Raw genomic sequence first — 22,661 nt, 5'->3', positions numbered from 1 at the left:
AGAAAGGTGGTTCAAAGAAAAAATAATTAAAATTTTCAATATACCACCTAAAGGCAGCGGTTACAAATTAGACGGGATTTTGCCAGCATCTCTTCTTTTATTATTATGCACATAGTTAGTGAGTTAAAACCTTTAATAAAAAGTTTATCTCCTTGGAGAACAAGATCGTCTTGTTTGGTATTTTTTATAGATTGATATAGCATAAGACTTTCTTATTTTGGTGTACTTTTTTCAATTACTTCTTTCTTCTTTACAATACATTTAATCTATTAAGATTTAAAAATTATACAACAAAAGAGTGAAACAGTTTAGAATCAATCTTTTCACCTACCTCTTAACTTCATACCATTTATAATTGAGTTCTTCACCAAAATTACTTGTGACAATCCCTTTAACAGATGAATGTTACAAGTAAGAACGGCCCATTCAATATTTTCCATTCAAATATGATAGAATGAAAATATATCCAAAACGGAGGGGAAACAAATGAACTCAAACACAAAACAGTTTATTTATGATATCCGGAAAAGAAAGAACAATTATATAGAAAATGCTTTAATAGCAATACAACACCCTAAAAAAGAGCAATCTGAACAAGTCATTCAAAATATAGTAGAGAAGATGGATATGATGATTAGTCTAGTTACTACGTACATGAGGATTGAATCTGGATCTACGGAAGAATTAAAAGAACTCCAAAAAGAAATTATCCATGCTCAAGCATATATTCAAAAACGGAAATTTGAAGAAACACAGAGATAAAACCCTGTGTTTTTACTTAGTGGACTATGACATTAATTTTTTATAAATTTGATTATTGTTTTGGCATAATCCATACAATTTGTTGAATGCGTACAATATATGGCGCCGTATCTTCAATAAGCAAATGATCTGGTTTCACATCTTTTAACTTTCCTCTTACATTACCTCTTACGGTTTCAATAACCACATGTTTACCAATTACTGATTGTAATGTCTGATATACGTAGGGATTAGGTGTACTTACCATATGTTGTTCACTCAAGTCATTTCCTTTTGAATAACTCATTCTATAAGACTCCTTTCTAATTTACATTCTTTCTCCTAATATATGATATAAATCTTATAAATATGCTAGAAGGATAATTCATTATAGGAACGGAAATAACATTTTAATAGGGTACGTTTTCTATTTCTACATTGCTCAAAAAATGATTTATATAAAGTTACTTTTGCCAGTTAACAGGAGATGATAAAGGGATATTTTGAATGTAAATCTAGTTTGTTCCTTTTAGGATATGTATGATTTTAAATACGCCCTTTATTAGAATAATACTCATACTTTTTTTGAGATTCCTTCGTAATACGTGCATTAAGTAAAATTGCTAACAATAAAAACACTCCATATTTTCCTCCTGTAGCTCCTATGATAATTACACTACTACAAACAAGTATAATTAATAGGATAAACGAAACTGAATAAATACGGTCATAATTCTTTGACATCTTTTCGTATTTTATGCGTTCTTTCCTTGCATCCATCTAAATTCCTCCTTTAAATTATCCATTTCACTATCAAATAAATTTCGTCCTAAAAAAGGAAACAATATATCGTTATATAAATTAGTTTGTTTTTTTATCAACTAATTTATATAACGTAAAAAGAAACCCTACCAATATTAAGCTTTCTACCATGATAATCCCAACCCTCTCCTTCCTTTTAACCCCAACACCTTAAATAAAAGTAGCAGCAAACAAAAAGGATCCTCCCTTCTCTTAAAGGCTGATCCTTTTCTTCTTGCATGAAACTATTTTTAGCTATTCTTGATTAATTAGAATAACAGCTGGTCCATCTACACGAATTCCACCAACTTCGATTTTTTCATACGGCTCAACTGTAATAGAGATGATCCCTTCTCGCTCCTTTAATTCATTACTTAATTCTTTTGTTAACATTTTTTTCATGTGTGCACTCCTTCTTATTGCTTAATTTTCTATTTGTATGTAAATAAAATTTAAAATGGTTTCCTGGTCTGGAAACCATTTTTTGTAGTTGACCATATAGTGTTACCAGTTCGTTTATCAATTTTACGTAAAGAGGATAAACAATTACTATACACTGGCTCATTAGATGTAAGAAACTCTTAAAGATAGCGGTTAAATTAATTGTTTTTTCTTCTAAAAATAATGACTTAGATAGTATATTACCTAAAACAATGAAAGCCCTACCTCTCTTTCATCCTTACGGCTCCTTGTCCGTGCCAGTGTGAATCAGGATTGCAAAAATCAAGTGACTATTTAATCGAGTTATTTGATGAAACTTCGAACGTTCGTAAAAGAAATTTTAAAATAAAAATGGATTAGATTGAAGTAATAACAAAAGAGGTTCCTACTCTAAAAGTGAGTTGAAGAAATTGAATATCTTTGAAATGATTTGCTTTTAATACTCATCATATTCCCGAAAAATTCAGGATGTTTTCGGAGATATAATTCATTATTTATAATGAACCTTAACAGAAACTTTTTATTTGATTTTCAGTGATTCCTTTAATTAATTCTAGTTCACTGACCAAAAATCTATATGCATCATCCAACAATTTTTTTTCGCTTGTATTCAGTGCTTTTTCTTTCTTCATACGCATTAAATCCCGTACAACTTCAGCACCTTTTTGTATTTCACCCGTTTTTATTTTGTCCGTGTTCACTTTATGCCTTTGTTTCCACGGCAGTAATTTACAGGATTCTTCATGCTGAAAAATGTGTATAATGTGCTTTAATGCAAGTATATCAGTAACTGGGCGTATATTCGAATTCAATATTTTACCCGTAGGAATCATGACTTGCATCTTACTGATCGACATTTTTATGACAAAATACTGTTGTTTTTTTCCTGAGAATTCTTTTTCTACTATGGCTTCAATTATACCTGCTCCGTGCATTGGATAAACAATGTTATCGCCAATTTGAAACATATAATCCACCTCCATATGTGGTAACCTTCTCAAGCTTAACACATATGTTGTTTTTTATCAAATATTTTATAATATCATGAAATTATTTTTGTTGTCAATTGTTTTTTCTTTAAAAATTAAATTAAGTAAAACTAGCACAAAAACCATAGGGATTGTGTAAGATTTCTAATAAAAGGAAGGGGAATTTCCCCTCGCCTATTCTGAAACCTCTACTCATTAACGTAGATCCGTTTTCCCTTGAAAACGACCAAATCGATCCCTTATTTTTTTCAACCTTGTGTGGTACTCCAAAATCTCAATTCTTGCTTTTTCTGCTAGAGGGGCAATTGGTCGTAAGTCTTTTAACCCCCAATACTCAACCACTACATCAAGTACTTGATCAAAATATTGTAGTGGTCCATAGTTTGCTTCTTTTGCAATCACAGCCATTCTATTTTCAAAATCAGGCATGACGGCACCTGGCATTTGAAAATTCCTAATCACATTGGCAATATGGTAGCAATAATTTGGTTCCAGTTCTAAATGAATTCGAATAACGTCTCGATAAAACGCATAATGAAGTGTTTCATCTTTTGCAAGACGGCGTAATAATGTAGCAAGATCTGAATCATGCTTACTTGCAACCTTAGCAACATTATTGTAAAACACCATCGTTGCAAGTTCTTGTAGCGTCGTATACGTCATGGCTTCGATTGGTGTATGAAAATCAGGCTCAAATCCACCCTCAACGACTGACTTTCTTAATTCATGTATTCGCTTAGGATTCACACTTCGAGTGAGTAGTAAATATGTCTCCAATAAATTCGAATGTTGATCCTCTTCTGAGGTCCAAGTATGAATGAAGTCTGTAATAACAGAAAGGGATCCTTTAAAAGTCGAAGATAAATACGTTGTAAACCATGGCAAATTCACTTCTGTTAATAAAGCTGTTTCAATGGCCGTAATTACACCAGAAGGAAGAGTAACTTGACTTTCATCCCAAGGAACTCTTTTAAAGTCCATTCCCTTATCCCATGGTAAAAACTCATGATAACCCCAGTCTATCTTCTGCGCTCTTATTTTATGTTGTTCATACAGTTCTTTTAAACTTGGTTCTAATCGAAAATCTAAATCATTCGTTAGCATATGAGTGCCCCCTTTTCTTACCATGGATATTCATCCTATTTTTATCCTTAAAAATTTTCTACAAATAAATATTACTTTCCTTTTTTTAAGTTAAACATAATAAATTTGTAACAAAATTTTTTAAGAGCACTATGTTTTCATATGATTTCTTCATATAAAAAGGGATCCTGAGGGTAACATTCATGGATGATGATACTCGTCATGTTGTAAATCTTGTTGATTGTAAAAAGATGCATGCCTATAAAGAATCGTTTTATAATAAGTATTGATAGTATTTTATACAAACCATCAACCTATTTAGATGTAAAATCCAATATATTAGATTAAGCATTTGAAAAACAAATACAGTTGATGAGATAGCCTTAAACTACAATTCCCAACAACATCAATGTACATTGGCTATGATGAGTTAGACCAAATTTTGTGAAATAGCATACAACACAAAAGGAAGAGGCGATAAACATGCAGTCAACGGAAGCGCATATGAGGGAAAAACAACGTAGAGAAAAAATAGAAATTATATTTAGTCACAGGGTAAAAGGAGAGAGTTATTTTCATGGCTCTTCCTATCAATGGAAAAACATTGTATATCAAAATTATAATAGAATACAACAAAAAGAGTTGGAAGTTGAACAACTCATTTCGAAAATGGAAAAAGCAGGGGTTCGTTTTACGCAACACCGTTCACTCATACACTATCCCGTCATTGATTTTGTAAAATATATAGCTAAGATTTATAATGAACCTCTCGAAATACAATAATCATATTTAAAGGAAACCTTTATAAAGAAATAGTGAGCTTAATGTTTTTTCTTCACCTTGACATTTATTACAAAAAATGTTATTATTAAAATGAATTATTTTTGTTCGGTGTAAAGGATTTGTAACTTTTCACCTTTATAATCACTGAGAGCAAGGATAGTATTACATTATGTGTGTTTACACACTAGAAGGCAATACAAATGGAAAAAGGTAATGTAAAATGGTTTAATGGCGAAAAAGGCTTCGGATTCATCGAACGTGAAGGTGGAGACGATGTATTCGTTCATTTCTCAGCGATTCAAGGCGAAGGTTATAAAACTTTAGAAGAAGGTCAAGCAGTGACTTTTGATTTGGAGCAAGGTCAACGTGGACCTCAAGCTTCAAACGTACGTAAAGCTTCTTAGTTTTACAAAGCAGGGAAGGCAGGCTCTTTTATGGGAGTCTGCTTTTCTTTTTTTCTGTGAAACTATTTTGAGAAGTCAGCTCATTTTTTGTTTTTGGGGTGTTTACATTCCTTAAATTGATGGCCATGGGGTACCACCACGTCGTTATCAAGCCAAAAAATAGATCACCCCCAAAAACAAAAAATATAATTTTATAGTTATTTATGAGGAATTGACCTTTTATAAACTGTGGCAACAGAAGGATGTCATAAAACTAGGATTTGATATTGTAGCATTTCACTTGTGAAAAGTATAACATGATTAACTAAGAATAGATGTGTCAATCCTTGGAAGATTAGCTATAACTTGATTTTTTGAGTATATATAATAGTTAGTGGGCTATAGAATTCATCCTATATCACTATTAATAATTAGCGTTTTTTAATAATAAAAAAGGATGTCTAAAAAAATTCTATTTTTTAGACATCCTTTTTATCTATTTTATTAATAATCCTGTAGGAGTAACTTGATATGTTTTTTTCTTGCCTACAAATTCTTGTTTACTATTCTCAAGATTAGTAAGTGTGGCACGGGTCTTTTCCTTTTGTGCTTCTCCCTCTATATGAGTAAACTCGATATAATCCCCTACCTTAACTGGAACGGTTTGGCTTTCAGCATTTTGTTGTCTATTTCCTACAATTTCTTTATTGTACAATATATTGCCCGATGAGTTTTGAACTTTAATGCTTGCATACGTACTAGTAAAATAGGAATGGGGGATACCCGCTTCTAATTTAATCTGCATTTTTTCTGTTGCTCTGTTATATTCTATTTTCGCGATTTCCCGATCATTATATCCCTTTAATGACCAAGCGAATTGATTTCCATCTAAAACCGTTGTTTCTGGCATTTTCTCTACTTTCTTCAAGCCTTCTTTTGTAACTTGATACCTCGCTGTCTTTCCAATGGTTTCATTTTTGTTATTTTCAAGGTTAGTTAAAGTTGCTCGCGTTTTTTCCTTTGTTGCTTCTCCTTCTATATGGGTAAATTCAATGTAATCCCCTACCTTGACGGGCACAGTTTGGCTTTCAGCATTTTGTTGTTTATTTCCCACGATTTCCTTATTGTACAGAACGTTGCCAGAAGAATTCTGGACCTTAATACTCGCATACGTACTAGCAAAATAGGAATGTGGTACACCTGCTTCTAGTTTTACCTTCATCTCTTCTACCGTTTTATCATAATCTACTTTTGCAATTTCTCTATCACTATATCCTTTTAATGACCACGCAAACTTGTTTCCTTCTAAAATTGTTGCTTCTGGCATTTTTTCTACTTTCTTCAGGCCTTCCTTTGTAACTTCGTATATGGCTTTTTTTCCAAAGCTCTCTTGTTTACTATTATCTACATTTGTAAGAGTAGCCCTATGTACACCTTCTAGATGTGTTAACTCTATATAATCGCCTACTTTGACTGGAACTTTTTGCGATTCAGCATTTTGCTGTTTGTTTCCATAAATCTCTTTGTTATAGACCACTTTACCTGATGTGTTTTGCACTTTAATACTTGCATATGTACTATCAAAGTAGTTATGTGGTACACCTGCTTTTAGATCTATTTGCATTTCTTCTGTTGATTTATTTAAATTTACTTTTGCGAATTCAAAATCTCCAATCCCTTTCAGCGACCATGCAAACTGGTTTCCTTCTAAAATATTATTTTCATTAGGCATATCTGGTTTAATTGGATTAGAATCCGTCCCCTTCCAAATCTCTGCTGTTAAAATTGGATATCCTAATGCAGCTACTTTTTGAATGGTATCATTATTTGGACGTAATCCCCACTTCTCAAAGAAAGGAATCAAATTTTGTTTGGCTACTTTTGATGCTGAAATCATAAATAATTGTTTTTTATTTTCATCAGTTTGTGGAAGTTCACTTGAAGGCATATCTCTATACAATTGATGCAATTTAGGATAGAAATCCTCTCCATACGCTAACTGTAGTTGCCAAAGCATAACAAGCTTTACAAAAACATCGCTAATTTCATCATAATTTTTATTCACTTGTTCTAGATATTGAAATGCTTTTGGATAAATTCCACTTTTCTCTAAGTTGGATGGTTGATTAAATGCTTTTTCTACAGAAAGGCTGTATATATTATTTTGTACTTCTGTCATATTATAAAACTTCCAGGGTGATTGTTGTCTCAAATGTCCTGCCTCATGCCAAGGGCCCCAGCCATCTGTTATAAATTTATTAATATCTAACACGTATTGGATTGCATCTCCTACATATGCGGTTCGATAAGAAGTTGCATACATATAATAATCAGGAGAATGATTTTCTTCTACGTAATGAACATAATGTTTATCTACTTGTTCTTCAGATAATCCAGCTACTTTGTCTTGAATTCGAGTAGCTTCATCCATCTTTTTTAAGAGTTGTACAGGATCTGTATTAGAACCCAACAAATATTTCTTAACACGTGCAGGGCTGGCCGTAATTAATACACGTTCGCCTTTTAACTCCACTGCATGTGCATTAGGATATTGGTCCAGCATGTTTATTAAATCTTGTTTCGTATGCTTTCCTAGTTCAAAGAAAGGCGTAGTCGTTCCACCTGTTGTGATTGTTGTTCGAATGGTACCACCTTGTTGTTTATTATAAAAATAAATCATCCCCCCATTTGGAGATTGGATTGTGTTTATACCAGGTTTTAATGTAAATAATTTTATCTTAGAATCTTCTCTCCAAGAAGCATCATACGAATACGTTCCAATATATACCTGAATATCTTGATTACCTTCTACATTAATCGTTATTTGTTCATTTGGCTTTGCATATAAACCAGTTGGTTCATATGGACTAAATGCCATATTTTTTCTTTCCTGTTGTTTTAGTACCTCAACATCCCCTTTTCCTGGGACTGTAAATGTTCTATTTTCTGATTTAACTGACTTTTCACTTTGCAGTGATGGCGATAAATTTTTTTGCTGCTGCATTTCCTCTGCAAAGACATCTGATGAAGAAGCCATTCCAGAAGCAATTATAGTTAATGTTGCAGTAGCTACTAGTATTCTTTTGGTTTTATAATTTGATTTATTCCCCATAGTATCTCCCTCTCATTTCCTTGATCAATTTAATAGTTTTGGTTTCTTTAGCATGTACTTACGTGCAAAAACAGTTTATGACCTTGTATTTATTACTTTTTTACATAGTCCTCCCTTATTCTATTTATAATTATATTTTGATATTATTTTATGACACATATTAATACAACTTTATAAAGTATCAATCAATAATGAGCTTTTATGTTTTGATTTGGTATTCCTAACTACCTTATAAATCAAATAAATTACATAAAGGTATTCATTTTGTGTGAATAATACCTTAAATCAAATTATTTTCAGATTAATAATTCACAAAAAATTAATATTATGTAAAATCCTATCAAGGAAATAAATACAAACTGATTCGTCATGTATACATTGAAATCACTCAGGCATTTACTATCATCCGAATACTTCATTCATTTTTTCTATTTTAAGTTTAAGTTTTTAAGTTATTAGGAGATGAAAAAGCGAATCTATTTTGAAAATAGATTCGCTTTTTTTACGTATAACATAAACTTTCAAGTTTTTTTGATTGAATTTTTTATAAAAAGAAAAGGTACATCCCAAAAGAGAAGAATCCTACTTGTTCAAACATGTAGATTGTGATAACCTTTGTCTCTGATATATCTCATTTATAGTTTGTTTAATTGACTATGTCTTTTAGAATACTTGAACTACCCCCACTTTCACTTCGTTTAGAAGTGAGGGATTCCTAAGTAAAGAGTTCTATTGAACTCTAATTGATTAGGCTAACCCCGCAGTCCTTGCGGTTAGAAGCCTTATCGCTTCATTCTTTAGATTGATACTTGCGTTAATATCCCTATCATGGTGTGTACGACAAGAAGGACAGTCCCATTCACGTAGGTTTAGATTTTTAACGTCTTTATTTTGATATCCACAACAAGAACATAATTGGCTGGAAGCAAATGTTTTCGATACGACAATGACTTGTTTGCCATACCATTTTGCTTTGTATTCTAACATTGATCGAAATTGCAACCAAGATACCTCACTAATTGCTTTTGCTAACTTATAATTCTTTAACATATTCGATACTTGCAAATCCTCTATACCGATAACATCGTGGTTTTTGATGATTTCAGTTGAAATTTTGTCCAAGTAATCTTTTCTAGTATTTGATATGTATTCATGAATTCTAGCTACCTTTACTCGTTGTTTATTCCAGCGAGAAGATCCTTTCATTCTTCTAGGAAGAACACGCTGTGCTTTCGCCAACTTATCTTCTAATGATCGGAAAAATTTCGAATTTTCATAGTGTGTTCCATCTGACAAAATAGCGAAATCTTTTAGTCCTACATCTATTCCAATGTAAGAATGTGTTTTCGGAAGTTCTTGTACTTCTGTTTCAACTAATAGTGACACAAAATATCTACCAGAAGGGTTCTGTCTAACTGTAGCATTTACAATACGCCCCTCTACTTCGCGACTTTTGGCAAATCGAACAAGGCCTAGTTTCGGCAACTTTATTTTGTTCCCTACAACGGCAATATTTTCATTTGTTTGTTTTGTGGTATAAGATTGTACGTTGTTCTTCTTAGATTTAAAGCGCGTATAAGCATCCGCAAGGTTGCGAACAGACGACTGAATCGCAATACTATCCACTTCTTTTAGCCAAACAAGCTCTTTCTTCATGGCAGGTAGTTTGGCAGAGCATATACCATAGGTCAAGCCTTTTCCTGTCTCTTTGTATGCGTGATCCCATAAGGATAGGAAATGATTGAATACAAAGCGAGAACACCCAATCGTTTTGTTGATTAGAATTGCTTGTGCTTGATTTGGATAGATACGAAACTTATAGGCTTTATTAATCATTATTTGATTCACCTCCATTTCGGTATATGACTATTATATACCAAACGTACATTCGATAGGTAGTGGAGTAATACTTTCTATATGTCGAACAATTAAGATGGCTTCCTGCCATCCCTTGTTCGAAGCCAATTCATCTCCCACCTACTCACTGGACTGTGACCCTTCACGCTCCTTGAGGAAGGAGTCTTCTTGGCTAAAATGATAAAAACGCAATCCTTTCTGTATATTTCTACAAAAAGGATTGCGTTTTTTAATTATATGATTACATATTATCCATTATTAGCTGGAGCCTCTCCTGTATTCCCATCATTACTTGGTGACGGTAGCGTTCCATGGTCATCCTCATTGTTTGGTGGTGTTGTATTCCCTTGGTCACTGCCACTTTTTGGCGGCGTTGTATTTCCTTGGCTATTACCATTGTTTGGTGGTGTTGTATTCCCTTGGTCACTACCACTTTTTGGCTCACTTTGCTTTTGCTCTTCTTGTTTCTTTTGCTTTTCTTTTTGCTTATTTTCACTCGGCTGTTCAGTCGTATTTTCTATTTTCGTATTTGGAGAAGAATCACGCTTCTCACCTTTAATACGTAATTCGCTACCTTCTTGAACTACACTGTTCGGCATTTTAAATTGTGACTTATCTGTAGCAAACTTACTCATCATTTCTTTAAAAATCAATTGAGCTATTTTCGTATTTTTACTACTAATATAATCATCTTTACTATCCTTTGTATATCCGGTCCATACTGCCATCGTATATTGTGGTGTATAACCAGCAAACCAACTATCACGAGTTGCACTTTCTGGTAGATTATATTGTGCTATTTGTTCTAAAGAATAGTTTGTTGTACCTGTTTTACCCGCTATATCTAAAGAACCTATATTAGCTGTTGTACCTAATCCAGATGAAACAAAAGTACGAAGCATATCAGTAATCATATATGCTGTAGAATCCTTCATAACTCGTTTTGGCTTTTGCTCAAAACTTTTTGATTTACCATCTGAATAAATGACTTTCTTAACAAAATGTGGCCTCGTATACTTACCATCATTACCAAATGCCGCATAAGCACCTGCAATTTCAGTCGGTGACGCTTCATTTGTACCAATCGCTGTTGATTCGGTCGGTGCTACATTAAATGTAATACCTAGCTTTTCAGAGAAAACTTTTGATTTATTAATCCCTACTTCTTTTGCAGTTTTTATTGCCGGGATATTTCGGGACGTTTTCAATGCATCACGCATTGTAATTGGTCCTAAATGCTTTCTATCAGCATTTCTAACTTCTTGTCCCGTTGAGTACTTAAATGGAGAGTCATCAATTTGATGGTAAGTAGCCCATTTTAAATATTCAATTGCAGGAGCGTAATCAAAAATTGGTTTCATCGTTGAACCTGCTGAGCGATTTAATTCAATTGCAATATTATGTCCTTTAAAAACAGCTTTATTTTCACCACGTCCACTACCAATTGCACGTACTTCTCCTGTTTTCGTATCCATAAATGTGAAAGCCCCTTGGAATTTCTCATTTGGATAATTAATAATATCTTTATTTAAAAGTTTGTCCGCAAAATCCTGTGCCTTTGGATCTAATGTTGTATAAATTTCTAAACCGTCAGATCCTATATTAACATCTGGCAACTCTTTTTCAACTTCTTTCACAACCGCATCCATAAAAGCTGGATAGGGCATTTCTTTTTGTTCAGTTGCTTTCTTAAGTCCTTCTGTTACTGGAACTTTTGATGCTTCTTCCATTTCTTTTTTTGTAATATAACCATGTCGATTCATTAATTTAAGTACAACATTTCTTCTTTCTGTTGCTTTTTTGATATTTTGTTCTTTCGTTGGATCATAGTTATTAGGAGCTTTCATTAAACCAGCAAGCATTGCAACTTCTGGTAGTGTTAAATCTTTTAATTCCTTACCATAGTAATTTTGTACTGCTGTTGCGATTCCGTATGAACGGTTACCTAAGTAAACTTTATTTAAATACATTTCTAAAATTTCATGTTTTGAATACTGTTGTTCTAGCTTATATGCTAAGTATATTTCTTGCGCCTTTCTCTTTGACGTTTTTTCCATCGATAAGAAGTAATTTTTAATAACTTGCTGTGTAATCGTACTTCCACCTTGAGAACCGTAATCCCCCTTTAGGCTGACTAAGGCTGCACGTGCAGTACCTTTATAGTCTACGCCACTGTGCTCGTAAAAACGTGCATCTTCCGTTGCTAAAAACGCATTTTCTACTAACTTAGGAATCTGATCATACATAATATTCGTTCGTTTTTCTTTTCCATATTCATATATCAATTTCCCATCTTTATCATAAATTTTTGAGGATAACGGATTAACAAGTTTTGCTTTCTCAAGTTTTGGAGCATCTTTGATCATAACGAAAAAGGTAGCAACCCCTGCGACTAACCCCACAATACCAAGTAATAAACAACTAACTAAAAACTTACGAAAAAAAGATGTTTTACCTTTTGCATTTTGTTTCTTAGCAGAAGGCTGTTTTTTCTTTTTAACTTGTCGTCTCTCCTCTCGAGAACGATAATTTTCTGACATGCTACTTTCTCCTGCCTTTCAATTCTCCTGTTGATTTACTTAAAATTATTGAAGTTACTTTAAGAAATATATTCATATTTAAAAAGTGTACTAAATAGACAATTTAAGTAATAAATTTGTTCCACTTTAAGACGAAGAAGAAATTTGAGCTTATCTGATAACGAAACAGAAACGGTAATAGTGGCACAACAAAAAAATGGAATTTCATAGAAAATCTATTTTTAGCTTAATGGGCATGTGGCGATAACCCACATCCATCAACTTAAGGATTTAGACTATTCTTGAAGTTAAAAGCACGTTACTATTCTCTTATGTTAATGAGTAAGGGTGACGTGCTTTTTATAAATATTCATCAAAAACAAGAGTTGTCTTTATTTGCTGAAGAGTTATATCGATATATGTCTCCTACTACACTTAATCAATTAGCCATAGAAGCAGGCGGAATGAAACGAAAACGCAAGTGCCATGGGCACCATTTTTTATCTTTGTGTGTATGGTTAAATCAACAAATCGCTACTACCTCTCTTACTCAACTTTGTAGTCAATTAGAAACTTCAATAGAAGTTTTATTAAGTTCCTCAGAGCTAAGTAAAGTGCCTGTCGCTGCATGAAGCCTACTACATAATCGAACCAAGGAATCACTTGCCACCCGTTGACTAATCCAAATGCAAATAGCAGCTAATTCTGATCCAGAAAACTTAAGTTTTCGCTTAATAAATCCTATTTCTCTTGCAAGTTCTTCTAAGAATACAGGTGTAACATATCGTTGTAATTCTTCTGCAAATGGTAATAATTTATCTTAAATCGAGAGATTCATAAGAAAACATTATCCTTTCTAATTTAGCTTGTTTAGAAAGGATAATGTTTTTTGATATTGGAGGGTATTAAAATCTCCTGAGTTGATGGTTATGTATGGTGACCCCATAGCCAAAGAAGTAAGAAGATATTTAGAAGTGCATTAAATTTTGAGGAAGTACTTGTGAACCGTATCATAAATAAATCAGGTTTTGTATGTTCGATCTTTAAATAATACCCGAGAAGGAGTGGCTTGCAGTTATAGTAATACTCTATTTTTTGTATTTCTATAATAGATAATTTTTTTAAAAAACAGAATTATCTTGACAGTTATTAAATGGATTGATAAGGTTATAAAAAAATATTTCTTATCCAGAGAGGTGGAGGGACTGGCCTTATGAAACCTCAGCAACAGGTCTGCTTAAGTAGACACTGTGCTAATTCCAGCGGGTGATAATCCTGATAGATGAGAGCTTCCGTTTTTATTTGTCAGTAGCGCCCTCTTTTTTAGAGTGCGTTTTTGTTTTTTCTGGATAGTAACTAAAGGAGAGTAGAAATGGAGAACAGAAATGGGCGAGAATTTCAAAGGAAAATGCAAGCACGTCATTTAGTCATGCTATCACTTGGTGGGGTGATTGGAACTGGCTTATTCTTAAGCTCGGGTTACACTATTCAACAAGCTGGACCGTTTGGAACAATTCTATCCTATCTGATTGGTGCGCTAGTGGTTTATCTAGTTATGCTATGTTTAGGCGAGCTTTCCGTACATATGCCTGAAACGGGCGCATTTCATAGTTATGCAGTTAAATACATTGGACCGGGTACAGGGTATACAGTAGCCTGGTTGTATTGGTTAACTTGGACTGTGGCTTTAGGTTCTGAATTTACAGCCGCAGGATTACTTATGAAGCGATGGTTTCCATCGGTTAATATTTGGGTATGGAGTGCTCTTTTTGCCATTTTGATCTTTGTATTAAATATCCTGACTGTTAAATTTTTCGCCGAATCCGAATTTTGGTTTTCATCGATAAAGGTTATAGCTATTGCGATTTTTATTGTTTTAGGAGTAGCGGCAATGCTAGGGTTTCTTCCAATGACTCATTCAAAAGCAGCACCATTCTTTTCTAATTTTACAAGTGGAGGTTTATTTCCTCATGGTGCTACGGCCATTATGATGACCATGCTTGCGGTTAATTTTTCTTTTTCGGGAACAGAATTAATAGGCATTGCAGCTGGAGAAACAGCGAACCCGGAAAAAATGATACCGATGGCCATTCGAACTACTCTGTGGAGATTGATCATCTTTTTTGTAGGCACGATTGTTGTTTTATCTGCGTTATTGCCTATTTCCGATGCAGGGGTATTAGAGAGCCCTTTTGTTGCAGTTCTAGAACGAATTGGGGTGCCATATTCAGCTGACATAATGAATTTCGTTATCTTAACAGCCATTTTATCTGCGGCAAACTCAGGCCTTTATGCCTCTTCTAGAATGCTTTGGTCGCTTGCTAATAAGAATACGATATCCCCGATTTTTGGGAAAATGACGAAGCAAGGTGTTCCAATCAACGCCGTCATTTTCAGCATGGTGGGTGGAGCTTTGGCTTTGCTCTCAAGTATTGTGGCACCAGATACTGTCTATATCGTACTTGTTTCCATTTCCGGTCTAGCAGTAGTTATAGTTTGGATGAGTATTAGTGCTTCCCAGTTCCTATTTCGCAGACAATTTTTGAAAGAAGGAAATTCTGAAAAGGACTTGATTTATCGCACACCACTATATCCATTAGTACCAATTGCTTCTTTTAGCCTTTGTCTGGCATCGTGTATTGGAATTGCATTCGATCCAACACAGAGAATTGCCTTATATTGCGGCATACTGTTTATTTTGTTTTGCTATGGAAGTTATTATCTAACAAAAAATCTAAAAAAGAGGAGTGTAGATTATGTCGAACAAAATCAACCCAATTGATGCTATTTTATCCCAACATTCCATTATGCTTCTTGACGGAGCATTAGCTACTGAATTGGAGGGGCATGGATGTAATTTGGACGATCCCCTTTGGTCGGCACGTGTGTTATTAGAAAAACCGGAACTAATTTATCAGGTTCATTCGGACTATTTTCGTGCTGGAGCGGACTGTGCCATAACAGCAAGCTATCAAGCTACTATTAGTGGTTTTTCCGCGCGTGGAATACAAGAACAGGAAGCTTTGGAATTAATTAAGAAAACGGTGTTACTTGCAAGAAGGGCAAGAGATGATTTTTGGAAGGAAAATATTCAATCGAATAGGCCTAAACCATTGGTTGTTGCATCAGTTGGGCCGTACGGGGCTTACCTTGCAGATGGTTCAGAGTATGTAGGTAACTATGGTGTGACAGATAAAACATTAGCAGACTTTCACCGTTCGAGAATGTCTGCGTTAATCGAAGCAGGTGCAGATTTATTGGCATTTGAAACGATCCCTTGCCTGCAAGAAGCAAGAGTATTAGATACATTATTGCGTGAGTTTCCAGAAACATATGCTTGGCTTTCCTTTTCGCTAAAAAATGAGAAAGAGATTAGTGAAGGTATGAAACTAGTGGAGTGTGCACGAGTTTTTGAGAAAAGTGAACAAATTGTAGCGATAGGCATCAATTGTGCGCCAGTAACCGTTGTGACTGGTGCAATCCAAGATTTGAGGGCAAACACCAAAAAACCGATTATTGTTTATCCAAACTCTGGTGAAACTTATAATCCAGAAACAAAAGCATGGCATGGTCATGAACAATGTAACGCGTTGGATATTCAAGCTGAAGAGTGGTACCAAGCAGGTGCACGTTTAATAGGTGGATGCTGCAGAACGACACCTTATCACATTGAGGAGATATCGAACAAGTGGCGTTCTTCCGAGTTTTTCTATTCGAACGAAGCAAAACAGTAATGTAATGGATGATAATCTAACTTTGTGTGTATTTTCATGATTTTACTTGTTCAGGAATCTACAGTTACATCTAGTGGCACAAAAAGTCTTTTCAGAGACACAAATGTGGATAGTAGCCTCGGGAATCCAGTGGACTTTTGGGTACCTTAGGTATGGAAAGGAATCAGGGAAAATAAGAACCGCTAGTTTAATAGATATGGTAGACAACATGCTGAATCTTTTAATGAAGATGTAGTTAATCCATTTGAAGGTGAAGGGGACCATTTATTCGTAATTAAAGTTAACGAAGAGGTTAATTTAGTTATTCAAAAAATAGTTCAATAACTATATGAAAATTTGTTGTGGTAAAAATCTTTGTTGTAGTAGTAAATGTGGTCATATTGTTTTAAAAAAGGATAGATGTAAACAGGTATACTCTCCTGTTCATCTATCCTTTCCTTTTTACCTTATACAATGTGTGACATTATATTCAATCGCATAAATATAGGATTTCATTACTATTCCCTTGACTTTTAATAAAACGGTAGGGTTTATTTGGTATGCGTAATATTAAGAGTATGCTTCTATTTTAGGAATGCTTTACCCCACAAAATGAAAGTACACTTTGTTTCCATTCTTAAGTTAATGGGCATCACCACATGTCTATCAAGCTAATATTTTAAAGTGTCTACGAAATAAAAAATTTCTTCGTTTTGAGGAACTACCAAATTCTTAAGTTGATAGATGTGGGGTCTCACCACATCTATCAATCTAAGAAATCAATTACCCCCAAAACGAATTGAATTCACATAAATAACTGTAGAAAAGTAAAAATTCCGTTTAGAGGGTACTTCAAGACCTTAGCATGATGGGCATGTATAGTGCCCCCTAATAAATCACCATGTTCTGCTTCCGTCACATTTTCATACCAATCCTCATGCCCTTCATAATATTTCTTCATACATTCAGGTCTCTGTTTATTTCTTAAAAAGCTTTGCAACAAAACCCAATTTACGTTATTTCTTTGCGGAAATAGGTTGAAACCAACTATCCCTATCATTTAAGTGAACTTCAAAAACATATATAGGCTGTGAGAAACCTTTTGTATCAGTATAGTAATCTATATTATATTTTGTGATGAATAATGTATCACCTTCTTTGAAAGATCCTATAGAATCAAATTCTCCTTGTTTTAGTTTTTGAAATGCTTCCTTTGGAGAAAGAATTTCAACATCTCGAACATGTGATTTTTTTGTACCGTAATATTTGTAAACAGGCATTTTTTTCCCTTCGTCTTTTAACACTATTGATGTTTTTATAGTAACTTGAGACATATCATTTTTTGTAATGGGATCAATAGGCATATTTCCAAATTCCTTCATTTGATACGAAATCATTATTCCGATTGCGACGAAACTTACTGTAATGGGAAGGTATAAATATTTGAGTATTTTTGTATCTGTTTCATTTTTTTTCAAAAATATAAGAACTATGTTTAACACAGAATATCCTAACATCATGCCTAAAGTATTATGAAGTAAATCTGCTAGTTCCATGCTTCCTCGTTGCAGTGTAAATTCAAGAATTTCAATCAATAAACTTGCTATAATTGAGATGATTAACATCCATTTTGTTTTTTGAAAAACCTTACTAAATAAAGGGAATAAAATTCCTAAAGGAAAAAGCATACCTATATTCACAATGATATGGAAAAAGGAAGTAAATGAAAATGTATTCCATGCTTTTTTATAAACACTAAGTACATCAAAATCAATGGTTCTTGCAAAGGCCATATCATCTGAACGACCAAATGAAGTAGCTGATAATGCAAGGGAATAGTATCCTGTTATTAAAACAAACAATATAATTTGTTTTACAGTTAGTTTTTTTTCTCTTTTATATATCTTTTTGTATACTACAAAATAACTAAAAATAAATACAAATAGTAACAAGAGTGTGAGTAGTATCGTAGGAATCGCATAACTAGCGATTATATTGAAAATAATGTTCATTTTACACCTCTGTTTTTATGAATATAATTTTGTACATATGCATTTTATATATTGATTACTAATACAACAATCGAGCTTTGGATCTTCAAAGGCTCGCAAAAGATGTAGGATATACTCGTTAGGGAAGTAACTTTAAACAAGGCTGAATAAGATAAAATCGTCATGTCGTTCAAAAATACGAGCTGAATTTACATAAATAAATGTCAAGAGATAGAATTTTTGTTTTTGGGGTTCCTGAAAATATTAGCTTGATGGGCATAGGGTACAGCCCAGTAATTGATAAATCGCCTTTCTTGTTTTTCTCTCTATTTTTTTGTTGCTTACATTAGAAATGCTAAACTGCATAATGACTCATATTAAACTTATAAATAGACTTGTTAGTAACTTTTCATACTAATTATTCCTTTCTTCATGCTGTAATACTTAATAGACAACCTAAACAATAAAGTTGTTCCACATTTACAAAAAAAATAATTAAATATAAGATAAAATAGGCTACATAAGGGAGGGTTATATGTTACATACAAAAAGATGGAGAATTTTTGCGGTTCTTTCTATTCTAGGTTTGATTTTACTAATTTTATTAAAAATCAACTTCATCTCAATTACTATCGCAACTTCTTCAGCTGAAAGAGGAAAGATTTTTGATCAAAATGGTGTAATACTAGCTATAAATAAGAAAATTAAGTCTCTATATTGCACTTCTAATGATGAAAAGCTATCGAAACAAGACACATCAAACACATTAGCTTTTTTTAATCAATTTTCAAGCGAGTTTCAACATGATATTTCTACAAAGAACATAAACTCTCAATTACAACAATCTTGTAAAAAGCAGACTATGAATGATATACCGTTATACTCTGATATAACTGAGAATGAACTTACATTCATAAACAAAAACAAACCCAATAATGTAATAATTAAAGAGGAATGGATTCGATATTATCCTAAACACCAAATTGGTTCGCAGGTAATTGGGTATGTAGAAAATGACCTTAATTCAAAGCATATGGCTGTTGGAAAAAGTGGGATTGAGCTGCAATATGAAAATGATTTAAAAGGAAAACCAGGAAAAACTCTTATTTTTAAGATTGGTAATAAAAAGTTCTTATGGAACATTCAAAACGTACAAAAAGGAAAAGATGTCCAGCTAGCCTTAGACTCTAAATTGCAACAAAAAACAGAGGAAGCATTAAGATCTCAAATTAAGAAAATACCTGATGCTAAAGCTGGTTATGCTGTAGTGAGCGATGTAAAAACTGGCGCAATTTTAACTATGGCCACCTCCACAGTATTTAATCCAAATACACATATATCATCTAAAAATGAAAACTTTAAATCACTTTCGCAAAATAAAACAATTCAAAAATTAAAGTATGGTGAATCTTATGTAAATATGTCCTCTACTATAAAGCCGCTTACTATTTTAATTGGATTAAACGAAAAGCTTTTTCAACCTGAAGATACTTATTTAGATAAGGGTACTTTTCAGTATGATAATCAAAATAACATTTCGAATGCACCTGGAACACCAACAGGTGAGATTACACCAAGGCAAGCTATCATTAATTCATCTAACACATTTATGACAGCAAAAGTAGCTCTGCCCTTATTCAACCAAAATAATGGGAATATAGAAAAAGTGGCACATATATGGACAGATTATTTAATGCAATTCGGCCTACGTTCTAAAACCGGGATTGATTTACCCTTTGAAGAAGACGGACAATATGAATTCCATCCATCTAATACGTTTGAAAAGGGAATCTCCGCTTTATTAAATGCCTCTTGGGGAGAAAATGAAGTGCATACACCTCTTCAACTCGCTCAATATGCAGCAACTTTGGCAAGCAAAGGTGATAAATATAAACCTAAAATTGTAAGTGCTATTATTGGTCAGGACGGTAAGGACACAAAAAAGTTTAAACCAATTTTAGAAAGTTCAAACCGTTATCCTATGGAATTTTGGAGTGTCGTGCAAGGTGGAATGAGTCAGAATATAGAGGAGATTAAAAATTTACCCTTTCATGTCGCAGGTAAAACGGGTAGTACAGGTTCTCCGAATGAGCAAGAAAGAATGATAAATCATTCTCTTTTCATTTCATGTGCTCCTACCGAAGATCCACAAATCGCCATTTCTGTCGTTATTCCTGGTAGTAATTCAGAAAAAAACATCGCTGCTCTCGTTACAGCAGAAGTTTTAGATTTCTGGCATACACTTCAATAAGAAAATAAAAACAAAGAGGAAGGTTCATTAAAGTGAACCTTCCTCTTTTACCATATAGAATCTATATTTGTTATTTTCCATATACCTTCATTATTCTTTTCAAACATAAATGAATATTTAATATCAGTTAAAACATACTCTTTTTGTACATACCCAGTATTACCGTTAAATGTCGATATTTTTATATATTCATCATTCTGCACTTTTTCTGGAATCCAAGCTTTTACAATTTCATTAGATACTTCATGTAAAATTTGTGATTCTCGTTTTGGTTCAGCTAAAATTTTCGTTTTATTTCCAGTAACAGTTACATATATATAATGGTCTCGCTTTGCTTGGTTACTTTCTGTCATTCCACTTGGTACTTTATATACTTGCTTTGTATCATTTGCAAACTCTCCCCCCATTGTAAGAGCGACTTGCAACTCATGAAACATATCTTCATCAAACTTCAATTCATCCTTCTTATAACTCTTCCCTTTAAATAGAACTTCATCATTTAATGCTCTATACAAATCATTTTCATTTTTTGAATTTGTACTTTGATATAAATCATTTATAAATTGTTTCAATGATGGATCTTGAGCAGATTCATCTTTTGTTTTCGGCTCAATTTGAGTACTACTTTGTACCGGTGATTTATTATCATCAAGCCAAGGTTGTTGAACAATGAAAAATAACATTGTACAAACCAAAACAACTACAATAGGCAATGCTTTTTTTCGAAATGGTCTCTTATATGTTACAGAATCTACTTCACTATTTTGATATACCGATTGCTTTATTTTATCAATATATTCTTCTTCATCTTTCCGATGCTCCATTGGTCCTTTTTTCAATTTACTATACCAGTCAGGATTTTTTTTACTGTTCATCACTTCTACCCTCCCCTATTAGTTTTGAAACTTTACTTCTCGCTCTACTTAATCTAGATTTGACTGTTCCAATTGACACACCTAATGTTTCAGCCATTTCTTCATAAGATAATTCATATTTTGCGTCTAATATTAGTATTTCACGGTGTTTTTTAGGTAGTTTTAATACAACATCCCACACTTCATTTAGTTCCTCTTGTTTAAAAAACTGTTGTTCTGCCGAAGAAGACTGCTTGTCGTCACTAAAAAATCCCACTAAAGATATCCTTTTAAAATAAGCGGATTTTAAATAGTTTATTGCTGTATTTCTTGTGATTTTTAATATCCACGTTTTAATAGATGAATCCTTTCGAAACGAATGCCAATGTTTAAAAACCTTTATAAAGACATCTTGTGTGATATCATCTGATAAGTGTGGATCTTTCGTAATAATAAATGAATAATTCCATACATCTTGCCAATAGTTTTTAATAACATAGTCGAACTCGTCATGATTACATTTTCCAATAAACTTCTGTTCCATTTCCACACCTCAAACTTATTTGAATAAACATAAAACTGCCCTCACTTTTAATATGGTTTCAATATATAGACATGATACAAGTTTCATTTGTTCCATAGCGCTTTTTTCTATATAGCTACGCTTTCTGTATTTGAATATATTGTCGTTCTTCTGTCTCTTTCTTTATTTTCTCTTGACGTTACGTAGCTCTTCTTGCTCCCTTTGTATTTTGGTTCTGGTGCAAAAGCAAAGTAAAAGAGAATAAAACATATATATTCCTAACGGAATCGTATTCTATGTTACAAGTCCATCTACTATATTATTCAAGTAATTTTGTTGTCTAAGTTGCTTACTATCAGGTATGCCTTTTTCTTTTTTCAACTACTCAATTGCTATAGAATAAGCCGGATTCTTATCGACTGTTATTACAAGTGGCTTTGAAACATGAAAAGGCCGCAGCGCTTTCCTAAAAAAGCGCTTTGCAGCCTTTTGATCTCTTGTTTTGTTTAGACAAAAATCGATTGTGTTTCCTTTCGAATCAACAGTACGTTACAGGTACATCCATTGCCCTTTAACTTTAAGAAAATTCCGGATTCAAACTTTCTATTTTGAGTACGTTT

The 22,661-nt window shown here is 33.3% G+C and carries 17 protein-coding genes, 3 pseudogenes and 1 riboswitch; of the genes and pseudogenes, 7 read left to right on the top strand and 13 right to left on the bottom strand.

Translation table 11 applies throughout. From position 1 onward, the window contains the following. The first annotated feature begins 486 nt into the window (after positions 1-486). Positions 487-762 carry a hypothetical protein gene (locus MHI26_RS29245; RefSeq protein ID WP_061667397.1) on the top strand — a complete coding sequence of 92 codons (276 nt, stop codon included), beginning with the start codon at positions 487-489 and terminating at the stop codon, positions 760-762. 52 nt (positions 763-814) lie between these two features. On the opposite strand, the gene MHI26_RS29240 is transcribed toward MHI26_RS29245, so the two are convergent. The 5 genes from MHI26_RS29240 to MHI26_RS29220 all read right to left on the bottom strand — a co-directional run bounded on the left by MHI26_RS29240 (position 815) and on the right by MHI26_RS29220 (position 4,076). Then, on the bottom strand, positions 815-1,048 hold the full coding sequence (locus tag MHI26_RS29240; protein WP_000122389.1) for a YuzF family protein: 234 nt from the start codon (positions 1,046-1,048) through the stop codon (positions 815-817). Between the two features lie 239 nt (positions 1,049-1,287). Further along, complete coding sequence (locus MHI26_RS29235; RefSeq protein WP_061667398.1) at positions 1,288-1,521, bottom strand: hypothetical protein; 234 nt, start codon at positions 1,519-1,521, stop codon at positions 1,288-1,290. 276 nt (positions 1,522-1,797) lie between these two features. After that, positions 1,798-1,944, bottom strand: coding sequence for a BC1881 family protein (locus MHI26_RS29230; protein WP_097888235.1), 147 nt, complete (start codon positions 1,942-1,944; stop codon positions 1,798-1,800). A gap of 545 nt (positions 1,945-2,489) precedes the next feature. Next, positions 2,490-2,951, bottom strand: coding sequence for a CarD family transcriptional regulator (locus MHI26_RS29225; RefSeq protein ID WP_061665751.1), 462 nt, complete (start codon positions 2,949-2,951; stop codon positions 2,490-2,492). A 216-nt stretch (positions 2,952-3,167) separates the two neighbouring features. Further along, entirely contained in the window at positions 3,168-4,076 is a 909-nt protein-coding gene (locus tag MHI26_RS29220) for an acyl-ACP desaturase (RefSeq protein ID WP_061665750.1), read from the bottom strand. 462 nt (positions 4,077-4,538) lie between these two features. Between MHI26_RS29220 and MHI26_RS29215 the strand changes: the two genes are divergently transcribed. Continuing rightward, positions 4,539-4,838: a hypothetical protein gene (locus tag MHI26_RS29215; RefSeq protein ID WP_001192003.1), complete on the top strand. Its 300-nt coding sequence runs from the start codon at positions 4,539-4,541 to the stop codon at positions 4,836-4,838. Positions 4,839-5,038: 200 nt separating this feature from the next. Beyond that, the gene (locus tag MHI26_RS29210; protein ID WP_000410775.1) at positions 5,039-5,242 is read left to right on the top strand and encodes a cold-shock protein; all 204 of its coding nucleotides are present in this window, start codon (positions 5,039-5,041) and stop codon (positions 5,240-5,242) included. A 475-nt stretch (positions 5,243-5,717) separates the two neighbouring features. Here MHI26_RS29210 and MHI26_RS29205 read toward each other — a convergent pair whose 3' ends face one another. The 3 genes from MHI26_RS29205 to MHI26_RS29195 all read right to left on the bottom strand — a co-directional run bounded on the left by MHI26_RS29205 (position 5,718) and on the right by MHI26_RS29195 (position 12,730). Beyond that, on the bottom strand, positions 5,718-8,333 hold the full coding sequence (locus MHI26_RS29205; RefSeq protein ID WP_340809266.1) for a putative mucin/carbohydrate-binding domain-containing protein: 2,616 nt from the start codon (positions 8,331-8,333) through the stop codon (positions 5,718-5,720). Positions 8,334-9,080: 747 nt separating this feature from the next. After that, positions 9,081-10,169, bottom strand: coding sequence for an IS200/IS605 family element RNA-guided endonuclease TnpB (gene tnpB, locus MHI26_RS29200; protein WP_151547598.1), 1,089 nt, complete (start codon positions 10,167-10,169; stop codon positions 9,081-9,083). 269 nt (positions 10,170-10,438) lie between these two features. Beyond that, positions 10,439-12,730 carry a transglycosylase domain-containing protein gene (locus tag MHI26_RS29195; protein ID WP_061668046.1) on the bottom strand — a complete coding sequence of 764 codons (2,292 nt, stop codon included), beginning with the start codon at positions 12,728-12,730 and terminating at the stop codon, positions 10,439-10,441. A gap of 341 nt (positions 12,731-13,071) precedes the next feature. On the opposite strand from MHI26_RS29195, the pseudogene MHI26_RS29190 reads away from it, so the two are divergent. Then, a pseudogene (locus MHI26_RS29190) lies at positions 13,072-13,323 on the top strand (IS4 family transposase); the annotation flags it as partial. On the opposite strand, the pseudogene MHI26_RS29185 reads toward MHI26_RS29190, so the two are convergent. Then, positions 13,296-13,547: pseudogene (locus MHI26_RS29185) on the bottom strand (IS4 family transposase); the annotation flags it as partial. The pseudogenes MHI26_RS29190 and MHI26_RS29185 sit on opposite strands and share 28 nt — an antisense overlap. 343 nt (positions 13,548-13,890) lie before the next feature. Then, positions 13,891-13,998: riboswitch (SAM riboswitch) on the top strand. Between the two features lie 83 nt (positions 13,999-14,081). On the opposite strand from MHI26_RS29185, the gene mmuP reads away from it, so the two are divergent. After that, positions 14,082-15,491: an S-methylmethionine permease gene (mmuP, locus tag MHI26_RS29180; RefSeq protein WP_061668048.1), complete on the top strand. Its 1,410-nt coding sequence runs from the start codon at positions 14,082-14,084 to the stop codon at positions 15,489-15,491. Continuing rightward, positions 15,466-16,443 (top strand): homocysteine S-methyltransferase, encoded by a 978-nt coding sequence (mmuM, locus tag MHI26_RS29175; protein WP_061668049.1) that lies wholly within the window; start codon positions 15,466-15,468, stop codon positions 16,441-16,443. The genes mmuP and mmuM overlap by 26 nt, the downstream gene beginning before the upstream one ends. A gap of 995 nt (positions 16,444-17,438) precedes the next feature. Here mmuM and MHI26_RS29170 read toward each other — a convergent pair. Further along, complete coding sequence (locus MHI26_RS29170) at positions 17,439-18,434, bottom strand: VanZ family protein (protein WP_061668050.1); 996 nt, start codon at positions 18,432-18,434, stop codon at positions 17,439-17,441. A gap of 514 nt (positions 18,435-18,948) precedes the next feature. Between MHI26_RS29170 and MHI26_RS29165 the strand changes: the two genes are divergently transcribed. After that, positions 18,949-20,664: a peptidoglycan D,D-transpeptidase FtsI family protein gene (locus MHI26_RS29165; protein WP_061668091.1), complete on the top strand. Its 1,716-nt coding sequence runs from the start codon at positions 18,949-18,951 to the stop codon at positions 20,662-20,664. A 47-nt stretch (positions 20,665-20,711) separates the two neighbouring features. Here the strand turns inward: MHI26_RS29165 and MHI26_RS29160 are convergent, their stop codons facing one another. From MHI26_RS29160 to MHI26_RS29150, 3 genes and pseudogenes are all read right to left on the bottom strand, one after another. After that, positions 20,712-21,539, bottom strand: coding sequence for an SH3 domain-containing protein (locus MHI26_RS29160; protein WP_061668090.1), 828 nt, complete (start codon positions 21,537-21,539; stop codon positions 20,712-20,714). Then, complete coding sequence (locus MHI26_RS29155) at positions 21,529-22,062, bottom strand: RNA polymerase sigma factor (protein WP_061668089.1); 534 nt, start codon at positions 22,060-22,062, stop codon at positions 21,529-21,531. The genes MHI26_RS29160 and MHI26_RS29155 overlap by 11 nt, the downstream gene beginning before the upstream one ends. 288 nt (positions 22,063-22,350) lie before the next feature. Continuing rightward, positions 22,351-22,626 (bottom strand): annotated as a pseudogene (locus tag MHI26_RS29150) (DDE-type integrase/transposase/recombinase); the annotation flags it as partial. Between the last annotated feature and the right edge of the window lie 35 nt (positions 22,627-22,661).

Source organism: Bacillus sp. FSL K6-1218, assembly GCF_038006445.1.
Classification (GTDB): domain Bacteria; phylum Bacillota; class Bacilli; order Bacillales; family Bacillaceae_G; genus Bacillus_A; species Bacillus_A thuringiensis_S.
Note: the sequence above shows the minus strand (reverse complement) of the source record. Positions and strands in the feature narration are given on the sequence as shown.

Coding starts and splice junctions, on each gene's coding strand:
- MHI26_RS29245 (WP_061667397.1), top strand. CDS start 487: ATGAACTCAAACACAAAACAGTTTATTTATGATATCCGGAAAAGAAAG.
- MHI26_RS29240 (WP_000122389.1), bottom strand. CDS start 1,048: ATGAGTTATTCAAAAGGAAATGACTTGAGTGAACAACATATGGTAAGT.
- MHI26_RS29235 (WP_061667398.1), bottom strand. CDS start 1,521: ATGGATGCAAGGAAAGAACGCATAAAATACGAAAAGATGTCAAAGAAT.
- MHI26_RS29230 (WP_097888235.1), bottom strand. CDS start 1,944: ATGAAAAAAATGTTAACAAAAGAATTAAGTAATGAATTAAAGGAGCGA.
- MHI26_RS29225 (WP_061665751.1), bottom strand. CDS start 2,951: ATGTTTCAAATTGGCGATAACATTGTTTATCCAATGCACGGAGCAGGT.
- MHI26_RS29220 (WP_061665750.1), bottom strand. CDS start 4,076: ATGCTAACGAATGATTTAGATTTTCGATTAGAACCAAGTTTAAAAGAA.
- MHI26_RS29215 (WP_001192003.1), top strand. CDS start 4,539: ATGCAGTCAACGGAAGCGCATATGAGGGAAAAACAACGTAGAGAAAAA.
- MHI26_RS29210 (WP_000410775.1), top strand. CDS start 5,039: ATGGAAAAAGGTAATGTAAAATGGTTTAATGGCGAAAAAGGCTTCGGA.
- MHI26_RS29205 (WP_340809266.1), bottom strand. CDS start 8,333: ATGGGGAATAAATCAAATTATAAAACCAAAAGAATACTAGTAGCTACT.
- tnpB (WP_151547598.1), bottom strand. CDS start 10,169: ATGATTAATAAAGCCTATAAGTTTCGTATCTATCCAAATCAAGCACAA.
- MHI26_RS29195 (WP_061668046.1), bottom strand. CDS start 12,730: ATGTCAGAAAATTATCGTTCTCGAGAGGAGAGACGACAAGTTAAAAAG.
- mmuP (WP_061668048.1), top strand. CDS start 14,082: ATGGAGAACAGAAATGGGCGAGAATTTCAAAGGAAAATGCAAGCACGT.
- mmuM (WP_061668049.1), top strand. CDS start 15,466: ATGTCGAACAAAATCAACCCAATTGATGCTATTTTATCCCAACATTCC.
- MHI26_RS29170 (WP_061668050.1), bottom strand. CDS start 18,434: ATGAACATTATTTTCAATATAATCGCTAGTTATGCGATTCCTACGATA.
- MHI26_RS29165 (WP_061668091.1), top strand. CDS start 18,949: ATGTTACATACAAAAAGATGGAGAATTTTTGCGGTTCTTTCTATTCTA.
- MHI26_RS29160 (WP_061668090.1), bottom strand. CDS start 21,539: ATGAACAGTAAAAAAAATCCTGACTGGTATAGTAAATTGAAAAAAGGA.
- MHI26_RS29155 (WP_061668089.1), bottom strand. CDS start 22,062: ATGGAACAGAAGTTTATTGGAAAATGTAATCATGACGAGTTCGACTAT.